The organism is Streptomyces sp. HSG2 (genome assembly GCF_016598575.1).
Classification (GTDB): Bacteria; Actinomycetota; Actinomycetes; order Streptomycetales; family Streptomycetaceae; genus Streptomyces.
This window is the reverse complement of record NZ_CP066801.1, coordinates 5,008,422-5,023,835: the sequence shown is the minus strand read 5'-3', so window position 1 is coordinate 5,023,835 and position 15,414 is coordinate 5,008,422. Positions and strand designations below refer to the sequence as shown.

The 15,414-nt window shown below is 72.9% G+C and carries 15 protein-coding genes; 6 read left to right on the top strand and 9 right to left on the bottom strand.

The features are described 5' to 3' along the window. Positions 1-85: 85 nt before the first annotated feature. Both JEK78_RS21910 and JEK78_RS21905 read left to right on the top strand, forming a co-directional pair. Positions 86-1,489 carry a cytochrome ubiquinol oxidase subunit I gene (locus JEK78_RS21910; protein WP_200264295.1) on the top strand — a complete coding sequence of 468 codons (1,404 nt, stop codon included), beginning with the start codon at positions 86-88 and terminating at the stop codon, positions 1,487-1,489. Beyond that, the gene (locus tag JEK78_RS21905; protein ID WP_200261896.1) at positions 1,486-2,478 is read left to right on the top strand and encodes a cytochrome d ubiquinol oxidase subunit II; all 993 of its coding nucleotides are present in this window, start codon (positions 1,486-1,488) and stop codon (positions 2,476-2,478) included. The genes JEK78_RS21910 and JEK78_RS21905 overlap by 4 nt, the downstream gene beginning before the upstream one ends. 22 nt (positions 2,479-2,500) lie before the next feature. On the opposite strand, the gene zwf is transcribed toward JEK78_RS21905, so the two are convergent. From zwf to lpdA, 4 genes are all read right to left on the bottom strand, one after another. Beyond that, positions 2,501-3,985, bottom strand: a complete 1,485-nt coding sequence (gene zwf, locus JEK78_RS21900) for a glucose-6-phosphate dehydrogenase (protein WP_200261895.1) — start codon at positions 3,983-3,985, stop codon at positions 2,501-2,503. Then, a complete protein-coding gene (gene gnd / locus JEK78_RS21895; protein ID WP_200261894.1) occupies positions 3,982-5,022 on the bottom strand; it encodes a phosphogluconate dehydrogenase (NAD(+)-dependent, decarboxylating) in 1,041 nt (346 codons plus the stop codon). Before gnd ends, zwf begins: the two co-directional genes overlap by 4 nt. A 342-nt stretch (positions 5,023-5,364) precedes the next feature. Next, positions 5,365-6,198: a universal stress protein gene (locus tag JEK78_RS21890; protein ID WP_200261893.1), complete on the bottom strand. Its 834-nt coding sequence runs from the start codon at positions 6,196-6,198 to the stop codon at positions 5,365-5,367. 580 nt (positions 6,199-6,778) lie between these two features. After that, positions 6,779-8,191 carry a dihydrolipoyl dehydrogenase gene (lpdA, locus tag JEK78_RS21885; protein WP_200261892.1) on the bottom strand — a complete coding sequence of 471 codons (1,413 nt, stop codon included), beginning with the start codon at positions 8,189-8,191 and terminating at the stop codon, positions 6,779-6,781. 327 nt (positions 8,192-8,518) lie between these two features. Between lpdA and JEK78_RS21880 the strand changes: the two genes are divergently transcribed. Then, positions 8,519-9,451, top strand: a complete 933-nt coding sequence (locus JEK78_RS21880; RefSeq protein WP_200261891.1) for a CAP domain-containing protein — start codon at positions 8,519-8,521, stop codon at positions 9,449-9,451. Positions 9,452-9,475: 24 nt separating this feature from the next. Here the strand turns inward: JEK78_RS21880 and JEK78_RS21875 are convergent, their stop codons facing one another. From JEK78_RS21875 to JEK78_RS21865, 3 genes are read right to left on the bottom strand one after another with little or no spacing between them, the layout of a single operon-like run. Continuing rightward, entirely contained in the window at positions 9,476-10,789 is a 1,314-nt protein-coding gene (locus tag JEK78_RS21875) for a HAMP domain-containing sensor histidine kinase (protein ID WP_200261890.1), read from the bottom strand. Continuing rightward, positions 10,786-11,475, bottom strand: a complete 690-nt coding sequence (locus JEK78_RS21870; protein ID WP_200261889.1) for a response regulator transcription factor — start codon at positions 11,473-11,475, stop codon at positions 10,786-10,788. Before JEK78_RS21870 ends, JEK78_RS21875 begins: the two co-directional genes overlap by 4 nt. A 53-nt stretch (positions 11,476-11,528) precedes the next feature. Continuing rightward, entirely contained in the window at positions 11,529-11,882 is a 354-nt protein-coding gene (locus JEK78_RS21865; protein WP_242483168.1) for a hypothetical protein, read from the bottom strand. Here JEK78_RS21865 and JEK78_RS21860 point away from each other — a divergent pair. Together JEK78_RS21860 and JEK78_RS21855 are read left to right on the top strand one after the other, a co-directional pair. Next, complete coding sequence (locus JEK78_RS21860) at positions 11,875-12,096, top strand: hypothetical protein (protein ID WP_200261887.1); 222 nt, start codon at positions 11,875-11,877, stop codon at positions 12,094-12,096. The genes JEK78_RS21865 and JEK78_RS21860 overlap by 8 nt on opposite strands. A gap of 68 nt (positions 12,097-12,164) precedes the next feature. Then, the gene (locus tag JEK78_RS21855) at positions 12,165-12,512 is read left to right on the top strand and encodes a metalloregulator ArsR/SmtB family transcription factor (RefSeq protein ID WP_200261886.1); all 348 of its coding nucleotides are present in this window, start codon (positions 12,165-12,167) and stop codon (positions 12,510-12,512) included. A gap of 164 nt (positions 12,513-12,676) precedes the next feature. Here JEK78_RS21855 and JEK78_RS21850 read toward each other — a convergent pair whose 3' ends face one another. Continuing rightward, a complete protein-coding gene (locus JEK78_RS21850) occupies positions 12,677-13,591 on the bottom strand; it encodes an SDR family oxidoreductase (RefSeq protein ID WP_200261885.1) in 915 nt (304 codons plus the stop codon). Positions 13,592-13,688: 97 nt separating this feature from the next. After that, positions 13,689-14,465: an SDR family oxidoreductase gene (locus tag JEK78_RS21845; protein ID WP_200261884.1), complete on the bottom strand. Its 777-nt coding sequence runs from the start codon at positions 14,463-14,465 to the stop codon at positions 13,689-13,691. Positions 14,466-14,544: 79 nt separating this feature from the next. On the opposite strand from JEK78_RS21845, the gene JEK78_RS21840 reads away from it, so the two are divergent. Further along, positions 14,545-15,381 (top strand): enoyl-CoA hydratase family protein, encoded by an 837-nt coding sequence (locus JEK78_RS21840; RefSeq protein WP_200261883.1) that lies wholly within the window; start codon positions 14,545-14,547, stop codon positions 15,379-15,381. Positions 15,382-15,414: the final 33 nt, after the last annotated feature.

The following is a 15,414-nucleotide window of genomic DNA, read 5'->3' as shown; positions in this document are numbered from 1 at the left end:
GTCTCGGGGACCGGCGGACGCGGTGATCGCGACCCTCCAGGCACTGACCGACGCCCCGCCCCAACTGCTGCCGGCGCGACAACTCATGGCGTTCAGCCTGGGCACGCACATCATGCTGGTGCCGCTGGGGGTGGCCCTCCCCTTCATCACCTTGCTGATGCACTACCGCCACCTGCGGCACGGCGACCCGGTGGCGGGACTCCTGGCGCGCCGATGGTCGGCCGTGATGGCGCTGCAGTTCGCCGTCGGAGTGGTCACGGGAACCGTCCTCTCCTTCGAACTCGGCCTGCTGTGGCCCGGCCTGATGGGGCGGTGGGGCGACGTCTTCGGCCTCGGGTTCGGGGTGGAGGCGTGGGCGTTCTTCCTTGAGGCGATCCTGATCGCCGTATACCTGCACGGGTGGGCTCGGTTGCGACCCCGGACCCACTTCCTGATCGGGTTGCCGCTTCCCCTGGTGGCCCTGCTGGGGGCGTTCGGCATCCTCACCGCCAACTCGTGGATGAACACGCCGCGCGGCTTCACCTTGGACGAGGACGGCGCCGTCGCCTCCGTCGACGTGCGCAGGGCCGTGTTCACTCCCATGCTCGGGCCCCAGTACTGGCACTTCGTCGTGGCGATGTTCATGACGGCGGCGTTCGTCGTCGCCGGCGTGTACGCGTGTGGTCTGCTGCGTGGCCGGCGCGACCGGTACCACCGCCTGGGGTTTCTCGTGCCCTTCACGGCGGCGGCGGTTCTGACACCGGTGCAGATGTTCCTCGGGGACTTCATCGCCCGCTCCGTCTACCACCAGCAGCCCGTCAAGTTCGCCGCGATGGAACTGGTGTGGCGCACCGATACCCACGTTCCCGAGTACGTCTTCGGGCGGCTGAACGGCGACGGGACGGTCTCGGGAGGGCTGCGGATCCCCTGGCTCGACTCCGTGCTGGCCGGGTTCAGTCCGAACACCCGTGTGACGGGGCTGACATCCGTGCCCACCGCCGACCGGCCCACCCCGGGGCAGGCCACCATCGTGCACACCGCCTTCGACATCATGGTGGTGCTCGGCAGTGGGCTCCTGTTGCTGGCCCTGTGGTTCGCGTGGTCCTGGTGGCGACGCCGGGACTGGCCGCGCTCGCGCTGGTTCCTGCGCGCCGCGGCGGTGTCCGGCGTGGCGGCCCTGGTGGCCGTCGAGGCGGGCTGGGTCACCACCGAAGTCGGCAGGCAACCCTGGATCGTGTACGAGAGGATGCGGGTGTCGGAGGCGGTGACCGACATCCCGGCCGACACGCTCTGGGCGGTCTTCGGGGTCACCGTGGTCGGGTACACGGCGATCCTCACCGTCTTCGTGGTGGTGTTGCTGCGCCTGCGCACCCGGTGGCGCGCGGAGGACGCCGGGTCGGGCGCCCGTGAGGCGGTTGCCGGCGGCGCAGCCGCGCCCGGAGGGGAACCGCCCGAGCCGCACGTCCCCTATGGGCCCCGGACCACGAGGTCGCGGGAGGTTCGACGTTGACCGAGTACGTCGTCGCCTGGGTGCTGGTGCTGGCGCTGACCGCCTACGCGTGCGGGGGCGGCGCCGACTACGGCGCGGGTCTGTGGGACCTGTTGGCGGGAGGGGCGGAGCGAGGGCGGCGCCCGCGCGCGCTCGTCGACGAGGCCGTGACACCGGTCTGGGAGGTGAACAACGTCTGGTTGATCTTCGTCCTGGTGGTGATGTGGACGGGTTTTCCCGCCATGTTCCAGGCGGTGTTCACGGCGCTGTGGCTCCCGCTCCTGCTCGCCGCGGCCGGTCTGGTCCTGCGCGGGGCCGGGTTCGCGCTGCGCAAGCCGACGCTGCGGACGGCGGAACGCAGGGTCTACGGGGCGGCGTTCGCCGTGGCGTCCCTGCTGACCCCGTTCTTCCTGGGGGCGGCGGTGGGAGGTGTGGCCTCGGGGCGGGTCTCGGCCGACGGCTCCTCGCCCGATGTCTGGTACAACCGGACATCGCTGCTGACCGGGCTTATGACGGTCGCGGCGGCGGCCTTCCTGGGGGCGGTGTTCCTCGCCGGCGACGCTCGACGCTTCGACCGGCCGGATCTGGTGGGCTACTTTCGCCGGCGCGCGCTGTTCAGTCTCGTCGCCCTGGCGGTCCTGGCGGCGGTGGGAGTGCCGCTGACCCGCGACGACGCGGCGTACGTCCATCGTGGGTTGACGCACGGACCGGGACTCGCGCTCGTCTGTGTCGGGGCGCTCGCCGCCGGCACGGCCGTCTGGTTGCTCCACCGCGAGGCCGCGGCACAACTCACCCGTGCGACGGCGGTCGTCTCGGTCGCGGCGGTGGTGCTCGCCTGGGGCGTGGCCCAGCGGCCCTATCTCCTCCCCACCTCGATGACGGTGGTCGAGGGGGCGGGTGCCGCGGAGTCGATGCGCTGGCTGGTGATCGTCTCCCTGGTGTCGGTGGTCCTGGTCGGGCCGGCGCTCGTGCTGCTCTACCGCCTCGACACGCGAGGCGAGCTGCGCTGACCCCGACGGTGCGGTGCTCGGCTCAGTGACGCGACCCCTCGGCTCGCCCGGTCTTCTCCCGATCGGGCAGGTGCCAGCGGTACGGAGCGATCAGACGATCGGTGCCGCCGGGCCCCCAGGAGCCGGGCGCGTACGGTCGGACCGGGGGCGGGTCGTCCAACAGCGGTTGGGAGGCCTCCCAGAGGCGCTCGATCCCGTCGGACCGGGTGAACAGGGACTGGTCGCCGAGCATGGCGTCCAGCAGCAGGCGTTCGTAGCCCTCCAGGGCGTGCCGGACGGTGAAGGAGTCGGCGTAGCGGAAGAGCATCTCGGTGGCCTCCAGGCGGAGCGCCGGCCCGGGCTGCTTGACGAGGAAGCGGACCGCGATGCTTCCCGGGTCGTCGAAGTCGATGACCAGTTCGTTGTGCCGTTCGCCGCGGCGAAGGCGGGCGACGTCGGGGAACATGCGCAGCGCGGGTTCCTTGAAGCCGAGGGTGACGACGTGTCTTCCCGCGCCGAGGGATTTGCCGGTGCGGAGGTAGAAGGGGACGCCGGCCCAGCGCCAGTTGTCGATGCCGACGCGCAGGGCGACGAACGTCTCGGTGTCGGAGTCGGGTGCGACGCCCGGCTCCGACCGGTACCCCTCGTACTGCCCGCGCACCACGTGGGCGGGGTCCAGGGGGAGCAGGCTCTGGAAGACCTTCTCCTTCTCGTCGCGGAGCTCCCTCGCGGCCAGTCGGGTCGGGGGTTCCATGGCCACGAATCCGAGAAGCTGGAAGAGATGGGTGACGACCATGTCCCGGAAGGTGCCGGTCCCCTCGAAGAATCGGGCGCGGCCCTCGATGCCGATCTCCTCGGGCACGTCGATCTGGACGTGGCTGATGTGGTCGCGGTTCCAGACCGGTTCGAACAGGCCGTTGGCGAAACGCAAGGCGAGGATGTTGTCGACCGACTCCTTGCCCAGGAAGTGGTCGATGCGGAAGACACGGGACTCGTCGAACACGGCATGGATCGCCGCGTCCAGGACTCGGGCCGAGGCCAGGTCCGTGCCGAAGGGCTTCTCCACGATCACTCTGCCTCGATCGGCGAGGTGGGTGGCGCCGAGTGTTCCGACGACGGAGGTGAAGGCCGCCGGGGGCACGGCCAGGTGGTACAGGCGCTCGGGGTGTCCGCCGACCTCGCCTTCGGCGCGACGGACGGCGTCAAGGAGCGGGCCCGCGGCGGCCGGGTCGGCGGCGCCGAAGGACAGCGCCTCCCGGAACTCGTGCCAGGCCGCGCCCCTCGGTGGCGCCGAGCCGAACTCGGCGACGGCTCGACGGGCGTGTTCCCGGAAGGCCTCGTCGGTCAGGGCCTCACGGGCCGGCGCCGAGCCGACGACACGGTAGCGGGCGGGCATGAGCCCCGCCTTGGCGAGGTGGAACAGGCCCGGCAGGAGTTTGCGTCGGGCCAGGTCGCCCGTGGCTCCGAAGAGGACGATCACGTGGTCGCGGGGGACGGTGGCCCCGGAGCCCCGACGAGTGTCCGTCATGGCCGCTCCGTCTTCTTCTCCGCGTGTCCGCCGAACTCTCCGCGCATGGCCGACAGCACCTTTCCGGCGAACGCGCCGAGGTCGCGCGAGGCGTAGCGTTCGGCGAGGGCGGCACTGATGACGGGGGCCGGCACGCTCTCGTCGACGGCCGCGGTGACGGTCCAGCGGCCCTCGCCGGAATCGGATACCCGGCCCGTGAAGTCCCGCAGTTCGGGGGATCTCGCGAGGGCGTCGGCGATCAGGTCCACCAGCCACGAGCCGACGACCGATCCTCGCCGCCACACCTCGGCGACCTCCGCGACGTCGATGGTGTAGGCGTACGCCTCCGGGTCGCGCAGCGGCGCGGTCTCCGCGTCGGTCGACCGCTGACGCAGGCCGGCGTCGGCGTGCCGGATGATGCTCAGGCCCTCCGCGATGGCGGCCATCATCCCGTACTCGACACCGTTGTGGACCATCTTCACGAAGTGACCGGCGCCCGAGGGGCCGCAGTGCAGATACCCGTCGGCGGCGGTGGTGTCGGTGCGGGTCCGGCCCGGTGTGGGGTCCGATCCGGTAGAGCCGGGCGCGATGGTGCGGAAGAACGGGTCCAGTCGGTCGACGGCCTCCTTCTCGCCTCCGATCATCAGGCAGTAGCCGCGTTCGAGCCCCCACACCCCACCGGAGGTGCCGCAGTCGACGTAGTGGATGCCCAGCGGAGCCAGGTGGCGGGCCCGTGTCATGTCGTCGCGGTAGAAGGAGTTGCCGCCGTCGACGACGACGTCCTCCTCGGAGAGCAGGGGGGCGAGTCGCTCCAGGGTGGATCCGACCACGGCGGCGGGCAGCATGAGCCAGACGGCGCGGGGGCGATCCAGCGCGGCGACCAGTTCCTCCAGCGAGGACGCGCCGGTGGCGCCCTCGCGGGTCAGTTCCTCGACGGCACGTGGGTTCACGTCGTGGACGACGCATCGGTGGCCGTCGCGCATCAGCCGACGCACCAGGTTGGCGCCCATCCGGCCCAGGCCGACCATGCCGAGTCGCGAGGGGGTGTCAGAGGCCATGACCGGTCCCTTCCTGTGGGGCGAGCCGTACGGCGTCGCGGGCCGCGGGGGCGTGCGACCCCGCGCGTGTAGGAGCCACGCTTCCCTGGCCGACGGACGGGACGCCGGCCAGGGGACGCACCGGCGAGGGGCCGGGTCCGGGGTGTGAGGCGTCCGGGCGGGTGCGGCGGGTCGGCGTCCCTGTTCCGGGTCGACCGGCGCGGGCGGGCGGTCCGTGCGAGGCGGGCATGACCACCCCCGGGGGCTGGTGGCGCGGCGTTCGGGCAGTTCCACTAGACGACGGACTCGAGGAGCGCGCCACCTCGGCGTGGCGCCCGATCGGCCGACCGGGTAGGACGCCGATCAGGCGTGGGGCACCACGGCGACAGGACAGGGCGCGTGGTGCAGGACGCCGTGGCCGACGCTCCCGATGTGCTCGCCGAGACCGGCCCCGCGGCGGTTGCCGACCACCAACAGGCCGGCGCCGGAGGCCGCCGACACCAGGTGGTCCACCGCCCGGCCGGGCACCGCCTCCGCGGTGACCCGCACCTGGGGGAAGCGCTCCCGGAACGGCCGAACGGCCTCTTCCAGCGCCTCCTCGTGGTTGCGGGCCGTCCGCTCGGCATGGTGCGGGACGGGTGCGTGCCAGGTGGCCAGGGCGTGCAACGACACCTCGCGTCGCGCGGCGGCCTCGAAGGCGAACTCCAGCACCCGCTTCGCGGGGTGCCGCGCGTCGACGCCCACGACCACCCGCCCGCCGTCGGCGAGCCCGGCGGTCTGGCGTCGACGCACCGACACCACCGGCACCTTCGCGGCGGAGAGCACCTCCTGAGCCACCGACCCCAGGGCGAAGCCGTCGCCGCTGCCCACCCGGCGCGAACCGAGCACCAGCAGGTCCGCGTCGGAAGAGGCGTCGAGGAGAACCCCGCTCGGCGCGTCCTCGACCTCCCGCCTCGATGTCGGGACCCCGGGGTGCCGGTCGGTGACCCGGGCCTGTGCCGCCGCCAGGAAGTCCACGGCCCGGTCCTCGCGGGTCTCGTGGGTGGGGATCATGGCCACCAGCATGTGCGAGTGCCAGAGCGAGGCGTTGACCAGCAGCAGCTCACCGCCGAGGAACGCGGCCTCGTCGCCGGCCCAGTCCGCCGCCGCGGCACTCTCCTCGGAATCGTCCACTCCCACCACGACGCGTCCCGGCATGGCCTGCCTCCTCCGTTCGTTGGGGCCCCTTGCGGCGGGTTGCCGACCTCACACGAGGGGCGTCCGGAACCAGCCTCACTTTTCGGCGCCGGTTCCGCCACGACAGGCGTCCCGAACGGGGTGCGGGGCGGCCTGTGGCGCCGCCCGGCGGATGACGGTGTCGGGCTGTCGTACGAGGCGAGGTCGGCGGGCGTGGCCCCGCGAGAATCGACGGCCGGGAGGACGGTGGGGAGAGCTCGGGACACGGCGCCTCGCGCTCCGCGAGGGTGCCGCTTCGGAGAGCCTCGCGGCTCCGGGGCGCGTCGGGCCGGGACCCTGCCCGGGATTTCCTCCGACGCGACGCTCGCGCCCTCCGGGGGCGCGACGGTCGTGCCCCCGGGGGCGTCGGCGTCGGACCGCTCCGGGCGGCGTGCGCCGCCTTCGGCCAGGCTCCCTCTCCCGGCGCTGCGCCGACCGGGTGACCCGGCGGCGGGGGCCCGGTGGGTTGGACCGGACCGGGCGATCGGCACCGCTGCCGAAGGTGCGCGTGGAGCCCGCGTCAGGTCGTGTCGCGCCGTCGCCCGCGCGCGCCCGCCGCGGGTCACATGTTGATCATGTGACCCGCGAGGCCGTGGACGGCCTCCTTCACCGCCTCGCCCAGCGTCGGGTGGGCGTGCACGTTGCGGGCGACCTCGTGGACGGTCAGGTCCCACTGCTGGGCCAGGGTGAGCTCGGGAAGCAGCTCGGTCACGTCCGGGCCGATCAGGTGAGCGCCGAGGATCTCGCCGTGTCGGCTGTCGCTGACGAGTTTCACGAATCCGGTGGTGTCACCGAGTCCGTGGGACTTGCCGTTCGCCGTGAAGGGGAACTTCGCCACGTTGACGTCGTGACCCAGTTCGCGCGCCTGCGCCTCGGTGTGGCCGAAGCTGGCGATCTGCGGCTGGCAGTACGTGGCGCGCGGAATCATCCGGTAGTCCAGCTCCATCGTCTCGGCGCCGGCCAGCGTCTCGGCGGCGATCACTCCCATGGCCTCCGCGGCGTGCGCCAGCATCAGCTTGGCGGTGACGTCCCCGATCGCGTAGATGTGCGGCACGGAGGTGCGGCATCGCCCGTCGACCTCGATGGCGCGGCCCTCGGTGAGGCGCACCCCGGTCCGCTCCAGGCCGTAGCCGTCGACGTTGGGCGCGAACCCGAGGGCCTGGAGCACCTTGTCGGCCTCCAGGACGCGCCGCGAGCCGTCGGCGGAGGTGACGGTGACCCGGACCCGCGGTCCGGACTCGTCGATCGAATCGACCCGGGTGGAGGTGAGGACGTCGATGCCCAGCTTGCGGTACTGCCGGGCCAACTCTGCCGAGACGTCGGCGTCCTCGGACGGGGTCATCCGGTCGAGGAACTCGACGATGGTCACCTCGACGCCGTAGTTGCGCAGGACGTAGGCGAACTCGACACCGATCGCTCCGGCCCCGGCGATCACGATCGAGCGTGGCAGGTCCTCGGCGAGGATCTGCTCCTCGTAGGTGACCACCCGTGCTGTGCGGCGGGTGCCGGGCAGGAGCTTCGGCGTGGCGCCGGCGGCGACCACGCACTGGTCGAATCCGATGGTGCGGGTCTCGCCGTCGTACCCGGCGACCTCGATGGTGTGCGCGTCGAGGAAGGTGCCGCGCCCGTCGATCTCCGTGATCTTGTTCTTCTTCATCAGGTAGTGGACGCCCTTGACGCGGCCGTCGGCGACCTTGCGGCTGCGCCGGAACGCCGCCCCGTAGTCGAAGGACACCTTGCCCTCGATCTCGATGCCGAAGGTACCCGCCTGATGCGAGACGAGGTGGGCCAGTTCGGCGTTGCGCAGCAGGGCCTTGCTGGGGATGCAGCCCACGTTCAGGCACACTCCGCCCCAGTACTTCTCCTCGACGACGGCCACCCGTCGGCCGAGCTGCGCGGCGCGGATCGCGGCGACGTAGCCGCCCGGGCCGGCGCCCAGAACCACGACGTCGAAGTGCTCGTCCCGCTCGGGCATTGCGTTTCCCCTTCTCACCGGTGTGACCGCGGACGCCGTCGGTGGTCCGCCGTCTGCGAGGGATCATCCACGTGTCGGACCGCCCTCCGCAACCGCGTGGCGGCGGAGCCCGTGCCGGCCGCCGGGCGCCACCGGGACCAGGGCCGGGAGCGGCGCCGTCTCACGGGAGCCTGTCGACTTCCTTAAGGCTTCTTGAAGACGACCTCGACGGAGCGGTTTGCCCGTTTCCCGACCCCTAGGCTCTCGGCCACCCCCCACAACCCCCGGTGGGCGCTTCCGTGTCCACCGGGGGTCGACCGCCAATCGACAAACCGAGGTGTCGTACGCATGGGTTCTCGCCGGGCCGCTCCCCTGTCACGCTCGCACGCGCGCCGCAAGGGGGGAGCGCGGGTACGCACCACCGCGCTGGCGCTCGGGGCGGTCGGCGTGACCGCGGGTGTCGGCTTCCTCGTGCTCGCCTCCGGCGGTGCGGACACACCGTCCGACCACGTGGCGGCGAGCACCGCCCACGAATCGGCGGACCTCGGCGGGGGCGGGACGGACGCCTCGTCGCCGGTGGACACGCCCTCGCCCGCCCCCAGCGCCTCGGAGAGCGCCACCGAGCCCGAGGAGTCGCCGGAGGCGAGCCCCGAGGAGGAGGAGGCGACGGAGGCTTCGGCCGTTCCGGCGTCGAAGAACCCCGCACCCGAGAAGGAGGCCGCCCCGGACGGCTCCGGATCGTCACGCGCGGGGTCGGGATCGGGGAGCGAGGCGGGGAACGGCTCGGGGTCGGGTCAAGCGTCGACCGGTGGATCGGGCGGAAGTTCGAGCTCCGGGTCGACGACGGCGGACGACGGCGGGTCCGGCGTGGACACCCCGGCCACGGACACCTCGGACGGTGGCCCCGAGGCGCAGGTGCTCGCCCTGGTGAACCAGGAGCGGGCGTCGGCGGGCTGCTCGCCCGTCACGGCCAACGCCCAGCTGACCCGGGCCGCCGACGACTACAGCGACGTGATGGCCGCGAGCGGCGTGATGTCCCACACGGGCCCCGACGGCTCCACGATGGCCGAGCGGGTCGAGGCGGCCGGCTACCAGTGGTCCACGGTGGGCGAGAACATAGCCCGGGGACAGGCGGACGCCGCCGCTGTCATGGACTCCTGGATGAACAGCCCCGGGCATCGGGCCAACATCCTCAACTGCTCTTTCAAGGAGCTGGGTGTCGGCGTGCACTTCGGGGACGGCGGCCCCTGGTGGACACAGAACTTCGGCACCAGCCGCTGAGAACTCGCGGAGCGGCCGGCCGACTCATCCGGCCCGGTCGGCCAGCGCGAAGGAGACTCTGACCCGCGCTCCCCCCAACGGCGCTCGGGCGATGGTCAGTTCGCCGGCCGCCGCGTGGGCCGCCCGGGCGACGATGTCGAGGCCCAGGCCGGTGGATCCACCGTCGCTGACACCGCGGGTCAGCGCCGCCTCCGGATCGGCCACCCCTGGGCCGGCGTCGTCCACGGTGAGCAGGGCGTGGCCGCCGTGTCGCTCCACCCGGACCGCCAGCGCCGTCCCGTGGGGCGTGTGCCGGAAGACATTGCCGAGCAGCGCGTCGACGACGGCGGCGAGTTCGTCCTCCGGGAATCGCACGAGGGTCGGGCGGGGGGTGAGGTACCGCTGGCAGGGCCGGTTCTGCTGGGCCGCCAGCACCGACCAGAAGTCCAGCCGCAGGGCGACGACCTCCGCCACGTCGCAGGGCTTGTGGGAGACCGCGCCCGGACCGGTCGCCGAACGGGTGGCGGCCAGTGGCGTCCTGGCGGCGGTGATGATCGAGTCGAGTTCGCTCTCCAGCTGTCCGGCGGCCTCCGTCACTCTGCGGGCGCTCGGCGTGGACCCCATGCGGTCGGCCTCCAGGTAGAGGGCGGTCAGCGGGGTACGGAGTCGGTGCGAGAGGTCGGCCACCATCTCCCTCTCGACGGCCAGCAGTTCCACCACCCGATCGGCCATGGTGTTGAACGCCGCCCCGGCCCTTCGGAGTTCGGGAGGTCCGTCGGGCTCCACCCGCACGTCGAGGTCGCCCGAGCCGAGCGCGAGGGAAGCCCGCTCAAGACCTCGGGAGGAACGGACGACCCGGGCCCCCAGTCGGTCGGCGACCAGCACGGACCCGCCGACCAGCCCGATGGCGAGCAGGGCCATCACCCCCCAGGAAGCCGCCACTCCGCGAGTGAGGTCGGCGCCGGGCACGTACGCCTCGACCACGGCCACTCTGTCCCGGGGCAGGACGACGGGCTGGAGGTAGACCCAGCCTTCGGCCGTGTCCAGCGCGAGCGTCTCGCGCTCCCGCACGGCCCGTTCCAGGGCCTCTCGGGGAGCACGTGGAGCGCCGACCAAAGCGCCGTCGGGGAGGCGGACGGCGAGTTGGTCGAACGAGCCCAACTCGGCGACCGCCTGTTGCACATCGGCGGCCTCGGTGGTAAGGGCGAGGACGGGCGAGAGGGCGGCGGCACGTTGCTCGGCGACGGTGGTGGCCTGGTCGCGGGCCTGCTCGCGGACCAGCAGCGCCAGGGGTATCAGGAACGAGAGGGCCACCATGGAGGTGACCGCCAGGGCGATCCCGGCGAGTGCGCTTCTCATGGGGCACTGACCAGCTTGATCCCGATGCCGCGGACGGTGTGGAGGTAGCGCGGGGCCCGGGCCTTCTCGCCCATCTTCCTGCGCAACGCCGAGAGGTGGACGTCGACGGTCTGGTCCTCCAGGTAGGGCTGGCGCCACACCTCGGCGAGTATGCGCCGCCGGGACACGACCCGGTCGACGTTGGAGGCGAGAAAGGCGAGGAGATCGAACTCCCTCCGGGTGAGGGGAAGTTCCCTGCCCGCCAGATGGGCCGTCCGCGCCGTGGGGTCCACGCTCAGATCGGCCACGCGCAGCACGCGAGGTCGCGCCGCCGGCGCCGTCGCGGGCGCCGCGCGGCGCAGCACGGCGCCGAGTCGGGCCGCGAGCTGCCCCCCGGAGAAGGGCTTGACCAGGTAGTCGTCGGCTCCGGCGTTCAACAGGCGGATGATCTCGTGCTCCTCGTCCCTCGCGGTCGCCACCAGCACCGGGACCCGCGAAACCCCTCGGATCATCCGCAGGACGTCCAGGCCGTCCAGGTCGGGTAGGCCCAGGTCGAGAACGACGATGTCCGGCGGGCTCTGCGTGATCTCGCGCAGACCCTCGAATCCCTGGTGCGCGGACCTGACCGCGTATCCGTGTCCGGTCAGCACGTCGATCAGGGCGGACCGGATCACGGGGTCGTCCTCGACGACAAGTACGGAGGCCATGGGCAGGCACGGTAGACGATCCGACAGTATGGTGTCGTGCCCCGCCTACTGCGCTACCTGATCATCTGGCTCTCCTGCACGGCGGCGAGCGTCACGGCCGTCATCGCGACCATCCACTTCGTGGTGGGTTCGACCCGGCCGACGGCACCGGTCGCCCAGTCGGCACCGGAGGAGCCCTCGTCGCCCCCGCCGACGACCCCTCCGGCGCCCGCGGTCACCTCCCCGACGCCGACGCCGGTGGAGGCCGTCACATCGGCCGCGCCGGAACCCTCTGCCACGCCCCCGCCGACGAGCGACCCGCCACCGTCGCCGACCGCACCCGCGCCCGCGCCGCAGACCACGCGCACCACCTCCGAGCCGAGCGTGAGGACACCGGTCTGCGGGCAGGGCGGATCCGGCGTGCACACGGTGCCGTCCGAGGGCGGCAAGGTGACGGTGCGCTTCGGCGCGGAGGACGTGTGCCTGATCTCGGCGGTGCCGAACGAGGGCTTCACCGTGCACACCGAGCAGGAGTCGCCCGAGGCACTGACCGTGACCTTCGCGGGCAGCGGGCACCGCTCGGAGGTGACCGCGAGCTCGACCCCCCAGGACAAGGCGAGCGTCCGCGAGACGTCGTGGTGAGCGACTCCGCCCCCGAAATCCCACGATTCAGTCAGTCCTGAATTCAGGATGTGTTGTACAATCTGGTCGTGCTCACTCTCGCCTCCGACATCGAGGTGCTGGCCCGATTCGGGCGCGCGCTCGCCGACCCCTTGAGATGCCGGATTCTCCTGGCCCTCCGCGAGGAACCCGCGCACCCCTCCGACTTGGCGGACACCTTGTCGGTCTCCCGTAGCCGGCTCTCCAACCACCTGGCGTGCCTCCGCGACTGCGGACTCGTCGTCGCCGTCCCCGATGGTCGACGCACCCGCTACGAGTTGGCCGACCAGCGCCTCGGGAGGGCGCTCGACACGTTGCGGACCGCCGTGGTGGCCGTGGAGCGAGACCGGGCGGAACAGGACTGCCCGCACGCCGAGGGGCAGGGGTGCTGCGGTTGAGCGCGCCCCCGGACAGGCCGGTGCCTGTACCGTCTCAGGCCCGTCGAGAGGTCTCGACACGCCGGATACGCCTGCTGGTCGCCGCGACGATCGGCCTACCGGGTCCGTTCGCGGTGCACCGGGCCAGAGCCGCCGCTTCCCCGTGACCGGGGCGGCGAGGCCGATCAGGGGGCGCCCCCGTGGACGGGCCACGGGGGCGCGGCGGAACCCAGCAGGCCGCGCACCGCCTCTCCGGCGCCGGCGACGGTCCAGCGGTCACCGTTGTCCGCCGCCGGGCCGGGGCGCCATCCCTCCCAGAGGGTGATCCGACCGGCCTCGACTCCGAAGACCCGCCCCGTGACACTGTCACTGTCGGCGGAACCCAGCCAGACCACCAGCGGCGAGACGTTCTCGGGGGCCATCGCGTCGAACCCGCCCGGAGCGGGGAGAGCCATGGCCTCGGCGAAGGTCCGCTCCGTCATCCGGGTGCGGGCGGCCGGCGCCACGGCGTTGACCCGCACGCCGTATCGGCCCAACTCGGCCGCCGCGACCAGAGTGAGGCCGACCACGCCCGCCTTGGCGGCGGCGTAGTTGCCCTGCCCGACACTCCCCACCAACCCCGCGCCCGAGCCCGTGTTGACGACCCGGGCCCGGGGCGGGCGACCGGCCTTGGCCTCCGACCGCCAGTGCGCCGCCGCGTGCCGCAGGGGCAGGAAGTGGCCGCGCAGATGGACCCGGACCACCGCGTCCCAGTCGTTCTCGTCGAGGTTGACCAGCATCCGGTCGCGCAGGAATCCCGCGTTGTTGACCAGGGTGTCGAGGCGGCCGAAGGCATCCAGTGCCGTCTCCACCAACGATGCCGCGCCGGAGGTCGTGGCCACGTCCCCGGTGTGCGGGACGGCCGCGCCACCGGCGGCGCGGATGCGGGCGACGACGGCGTGGGCGGGTCCGGTGTCGCCGCCCGAACCGTCGGCGGCGACACCGAGGTCGTTGACGACCACACGGGCCCCCTCGGCGGCGAGTGCCAGTGCGTGGGCCCGGCCGAGGCCGCGGCCCGCACCGGTGACGACGGCGACGCGCCCGGAGCACAGTCCGGTCATCGGGGCCTTCCTTCCTGGGTGGGATCGGTCGAGAGGCGCCGGCACCCGGCGAGGGTCCGCCGAGGTGGGGCCGCCGGCGGGCCGCGGCGACGTCCGCTCACGGGTCGGCGCCCAGCGCGCCGAGGTAGGCCGGGCGCTCCCCACCGCCGTGGACGTGGAGCGACGCCCCGGAGATGTAGGCGGCGCGATCGGAGGCGAGAAAGACACAGGCGTCGCCGATCTCGGCCGGCTCGGCGAGCCGGCCGAGGGGTACGGTGCGGCCGACGGCGGCCACCCCCGCCTCGTCGCCGTAGTGCGCGGCGGCTCGCTCGGTGCGGACCATGCCGACCACCAACGTGTTCACCCGCACCGAGGGAGCCCATTCCACGGCCATGGAGCGGGCCAGGTGCGCCAGGCCGGCCTTGGCGGCGCCGTAGGCGGCGGAACCGGGCGAGGGGCGCGTGCCGCTGACACTGCCGATCATCAGAATCGAGCCGCCGCCTCCCTGACCCCGCATCACCTCGTGGGCGGCGAGCGAGACTGCCAGTGGCGCCAGCAGGTTGAGGCGCACGACCTTCTCGTGACGGGCCGCGCCGCCTCGTGTGAGCGGCCGGTACGGGGTGCCACCCGCGTTGTTGACCAGAGTGTCGACGCGTCCGTGAGCCACGCGAACCCGGGTGAGGAGGTCCTCGGCGGCGTCCGGGGCGCGCAGGTCGACGGCGTGGAAACGGGCGCGGCGTCCGACCGCCTCGATCGGACGCTCGGGGGGTCGACGGGCGCAGATCGCGACCTGAGCGCCCGCTCGGAGGAAGGCGCGGGCGATGCCCGCGCCGATCCCGCGGGTGCCGCCGGTGACCAGGGCCACGCGTCCGGACAGATCGATGATGACCGCCACCGGGCACCTCCCGCTCGACTCCGACCGCTGCTACCTTTCGACCAAACAAACGTTAGGTGGAAAGGTAGCGGATCTGCTCATGGGTGTCTCCACCTCCGCCCCGGCAGCGGGCGTCCGTTCGGTCACGATCGACTTCCCACCCGTCAACGCTCTTCCGATACGGGGCTGGTACGAGCTGGCATCCGCCGTGCGCGGGGCCGGGGCCGACCCGGAGGCGCGCTGCGTGGTGCTCGCCGCCGACGGGCGCGGCTTCAACGCGGGCGTGGACATCGGCGAACTGCGGCGGACCGCCGACAACAGGGCGCTGATCGGGGTCAATCGGGCCTGCCGCGAGGCCTTCGACGCGATCTACGACTGCGAGGTCCCGGTGGTGGCCGCCGTGCAGGGCTTCTGCCTGGGCGGTGGAGTCGGCCTGGTCGGCTGCGCGGACGCGGTGGTCGCCTCCGAGGACGCCGTGTTCGGCCTGCCGGAGCTGGACCGGGGAGCCCTGGGCGCCGCGACGCACCTGGCGCGGCTCGTGCCCCAGCACCTGACGCGGACGCTCTTCTACACGTCACGGACCGTGACCGCAAAGGAGTTGCGTCGGCACGGCTCGGTCTGGCGGGTGGTGCCCCGGGAGGCGCTGCGCGCGGCGGCGCTGGAGTTGGCCGCGGAGATCGCCACGAAGGACGGGACCATGATCCGACTGGCCAAGGCCGCCCTGAACGGCATCGATCCCGTCGACGTGCGCCGCAGCTACCGCTACGAGCAGGGGTTCACCTTCGAGGCCGCTCTCGACGGGGTCGCCGACCGGCTGCGCCGTGGGTTCGGCGCGCGGGCGCCGGCCGAGGGCACCGCCTCGTCGGCGGTCGACGACTCGACGCTAGGGGCGGGCGTGGAGGCCGCGGCGAGCGACCGAGGGGGGCGGAGGACTTGAGCGAGGACAAGCGGACGACGCTCGACTCGGCGG

Excerpts from the sequence above, each read along its gene's own strand:
- gnd (WP_200261894.1), bottom strand. The coding sequence starts at position 5,022 with ATGGCCTCTGACACCCCCTCGCGACTCGGCATGGTCGGCCTGGGCCGG.
- lpdA (WP_200261892.1), bottom strand. The coding sequence starts at position 8,191 with ATGCCCGAGCGGGACGAGCACTTCGACGTCGTGGTTCTGGGCGCCGGC.
- JEK78_RS21850 (WP_200261885.1), bottom strand. The coding sequence starts at position 13,591 with ATGACCGGACTGTGCTCCGGGCGCGTCGCCGTCGTCACCGGTGCGGGC.
- JEK78_RS21840 (WP_200261883.1), top strand. The coding sequence starts at position 14,545 with ATGGGTGTCTCCACCTCCGCCCCGGCAGCGGGCGTCCGTTCGGTCACG.
- zwf (WP_200261895.1), bottom strand. The coding sequence starts at position 3,985 with ATGACGGACACTCGTCGGGGCTCCGGGGCCACCGTCCCCCGCGACCAC.
- JEK78_RS21880 (WP_200261891.1), top strand. The coding sequence starts at position 8,519 with ATGGGTTCTCGCCGGGCCGCTCCCCTGTCACGCTCGCACGCGCGCCGC.
- JEK78_RS21870 (WP_200261889.1), bottom strand. The coding sequence starts at position 11,475 with ATGGCCTCCGTACTTGTCGTCGAGGACGACCCCGTGATCCGGTCCGCC.
- JEK78_RS21890 (WP_200261893.1), bottom strand. The coding sequence starts at position 6,198 with ATGCCGGGACGCGTCGTGGTGGGAGTGGACGATTCCGAGGAGAGTGCC.
- JEK78_RS21875 (WP_200261890.1), bottom strand. The coding sequence starts at position 10,789 with ATGAGAAGCGCACTCGCCGGGATCGCCCTGGCGGTCACCTCCATGGTG.
- JEK78_RS21910 (WP_200264295.1), top strand. The coding sequence starts at position 86 with ATGGCGTTCAGCCTGGGCACGCACATCATGCTGGTGCCGCTGGGGGTG.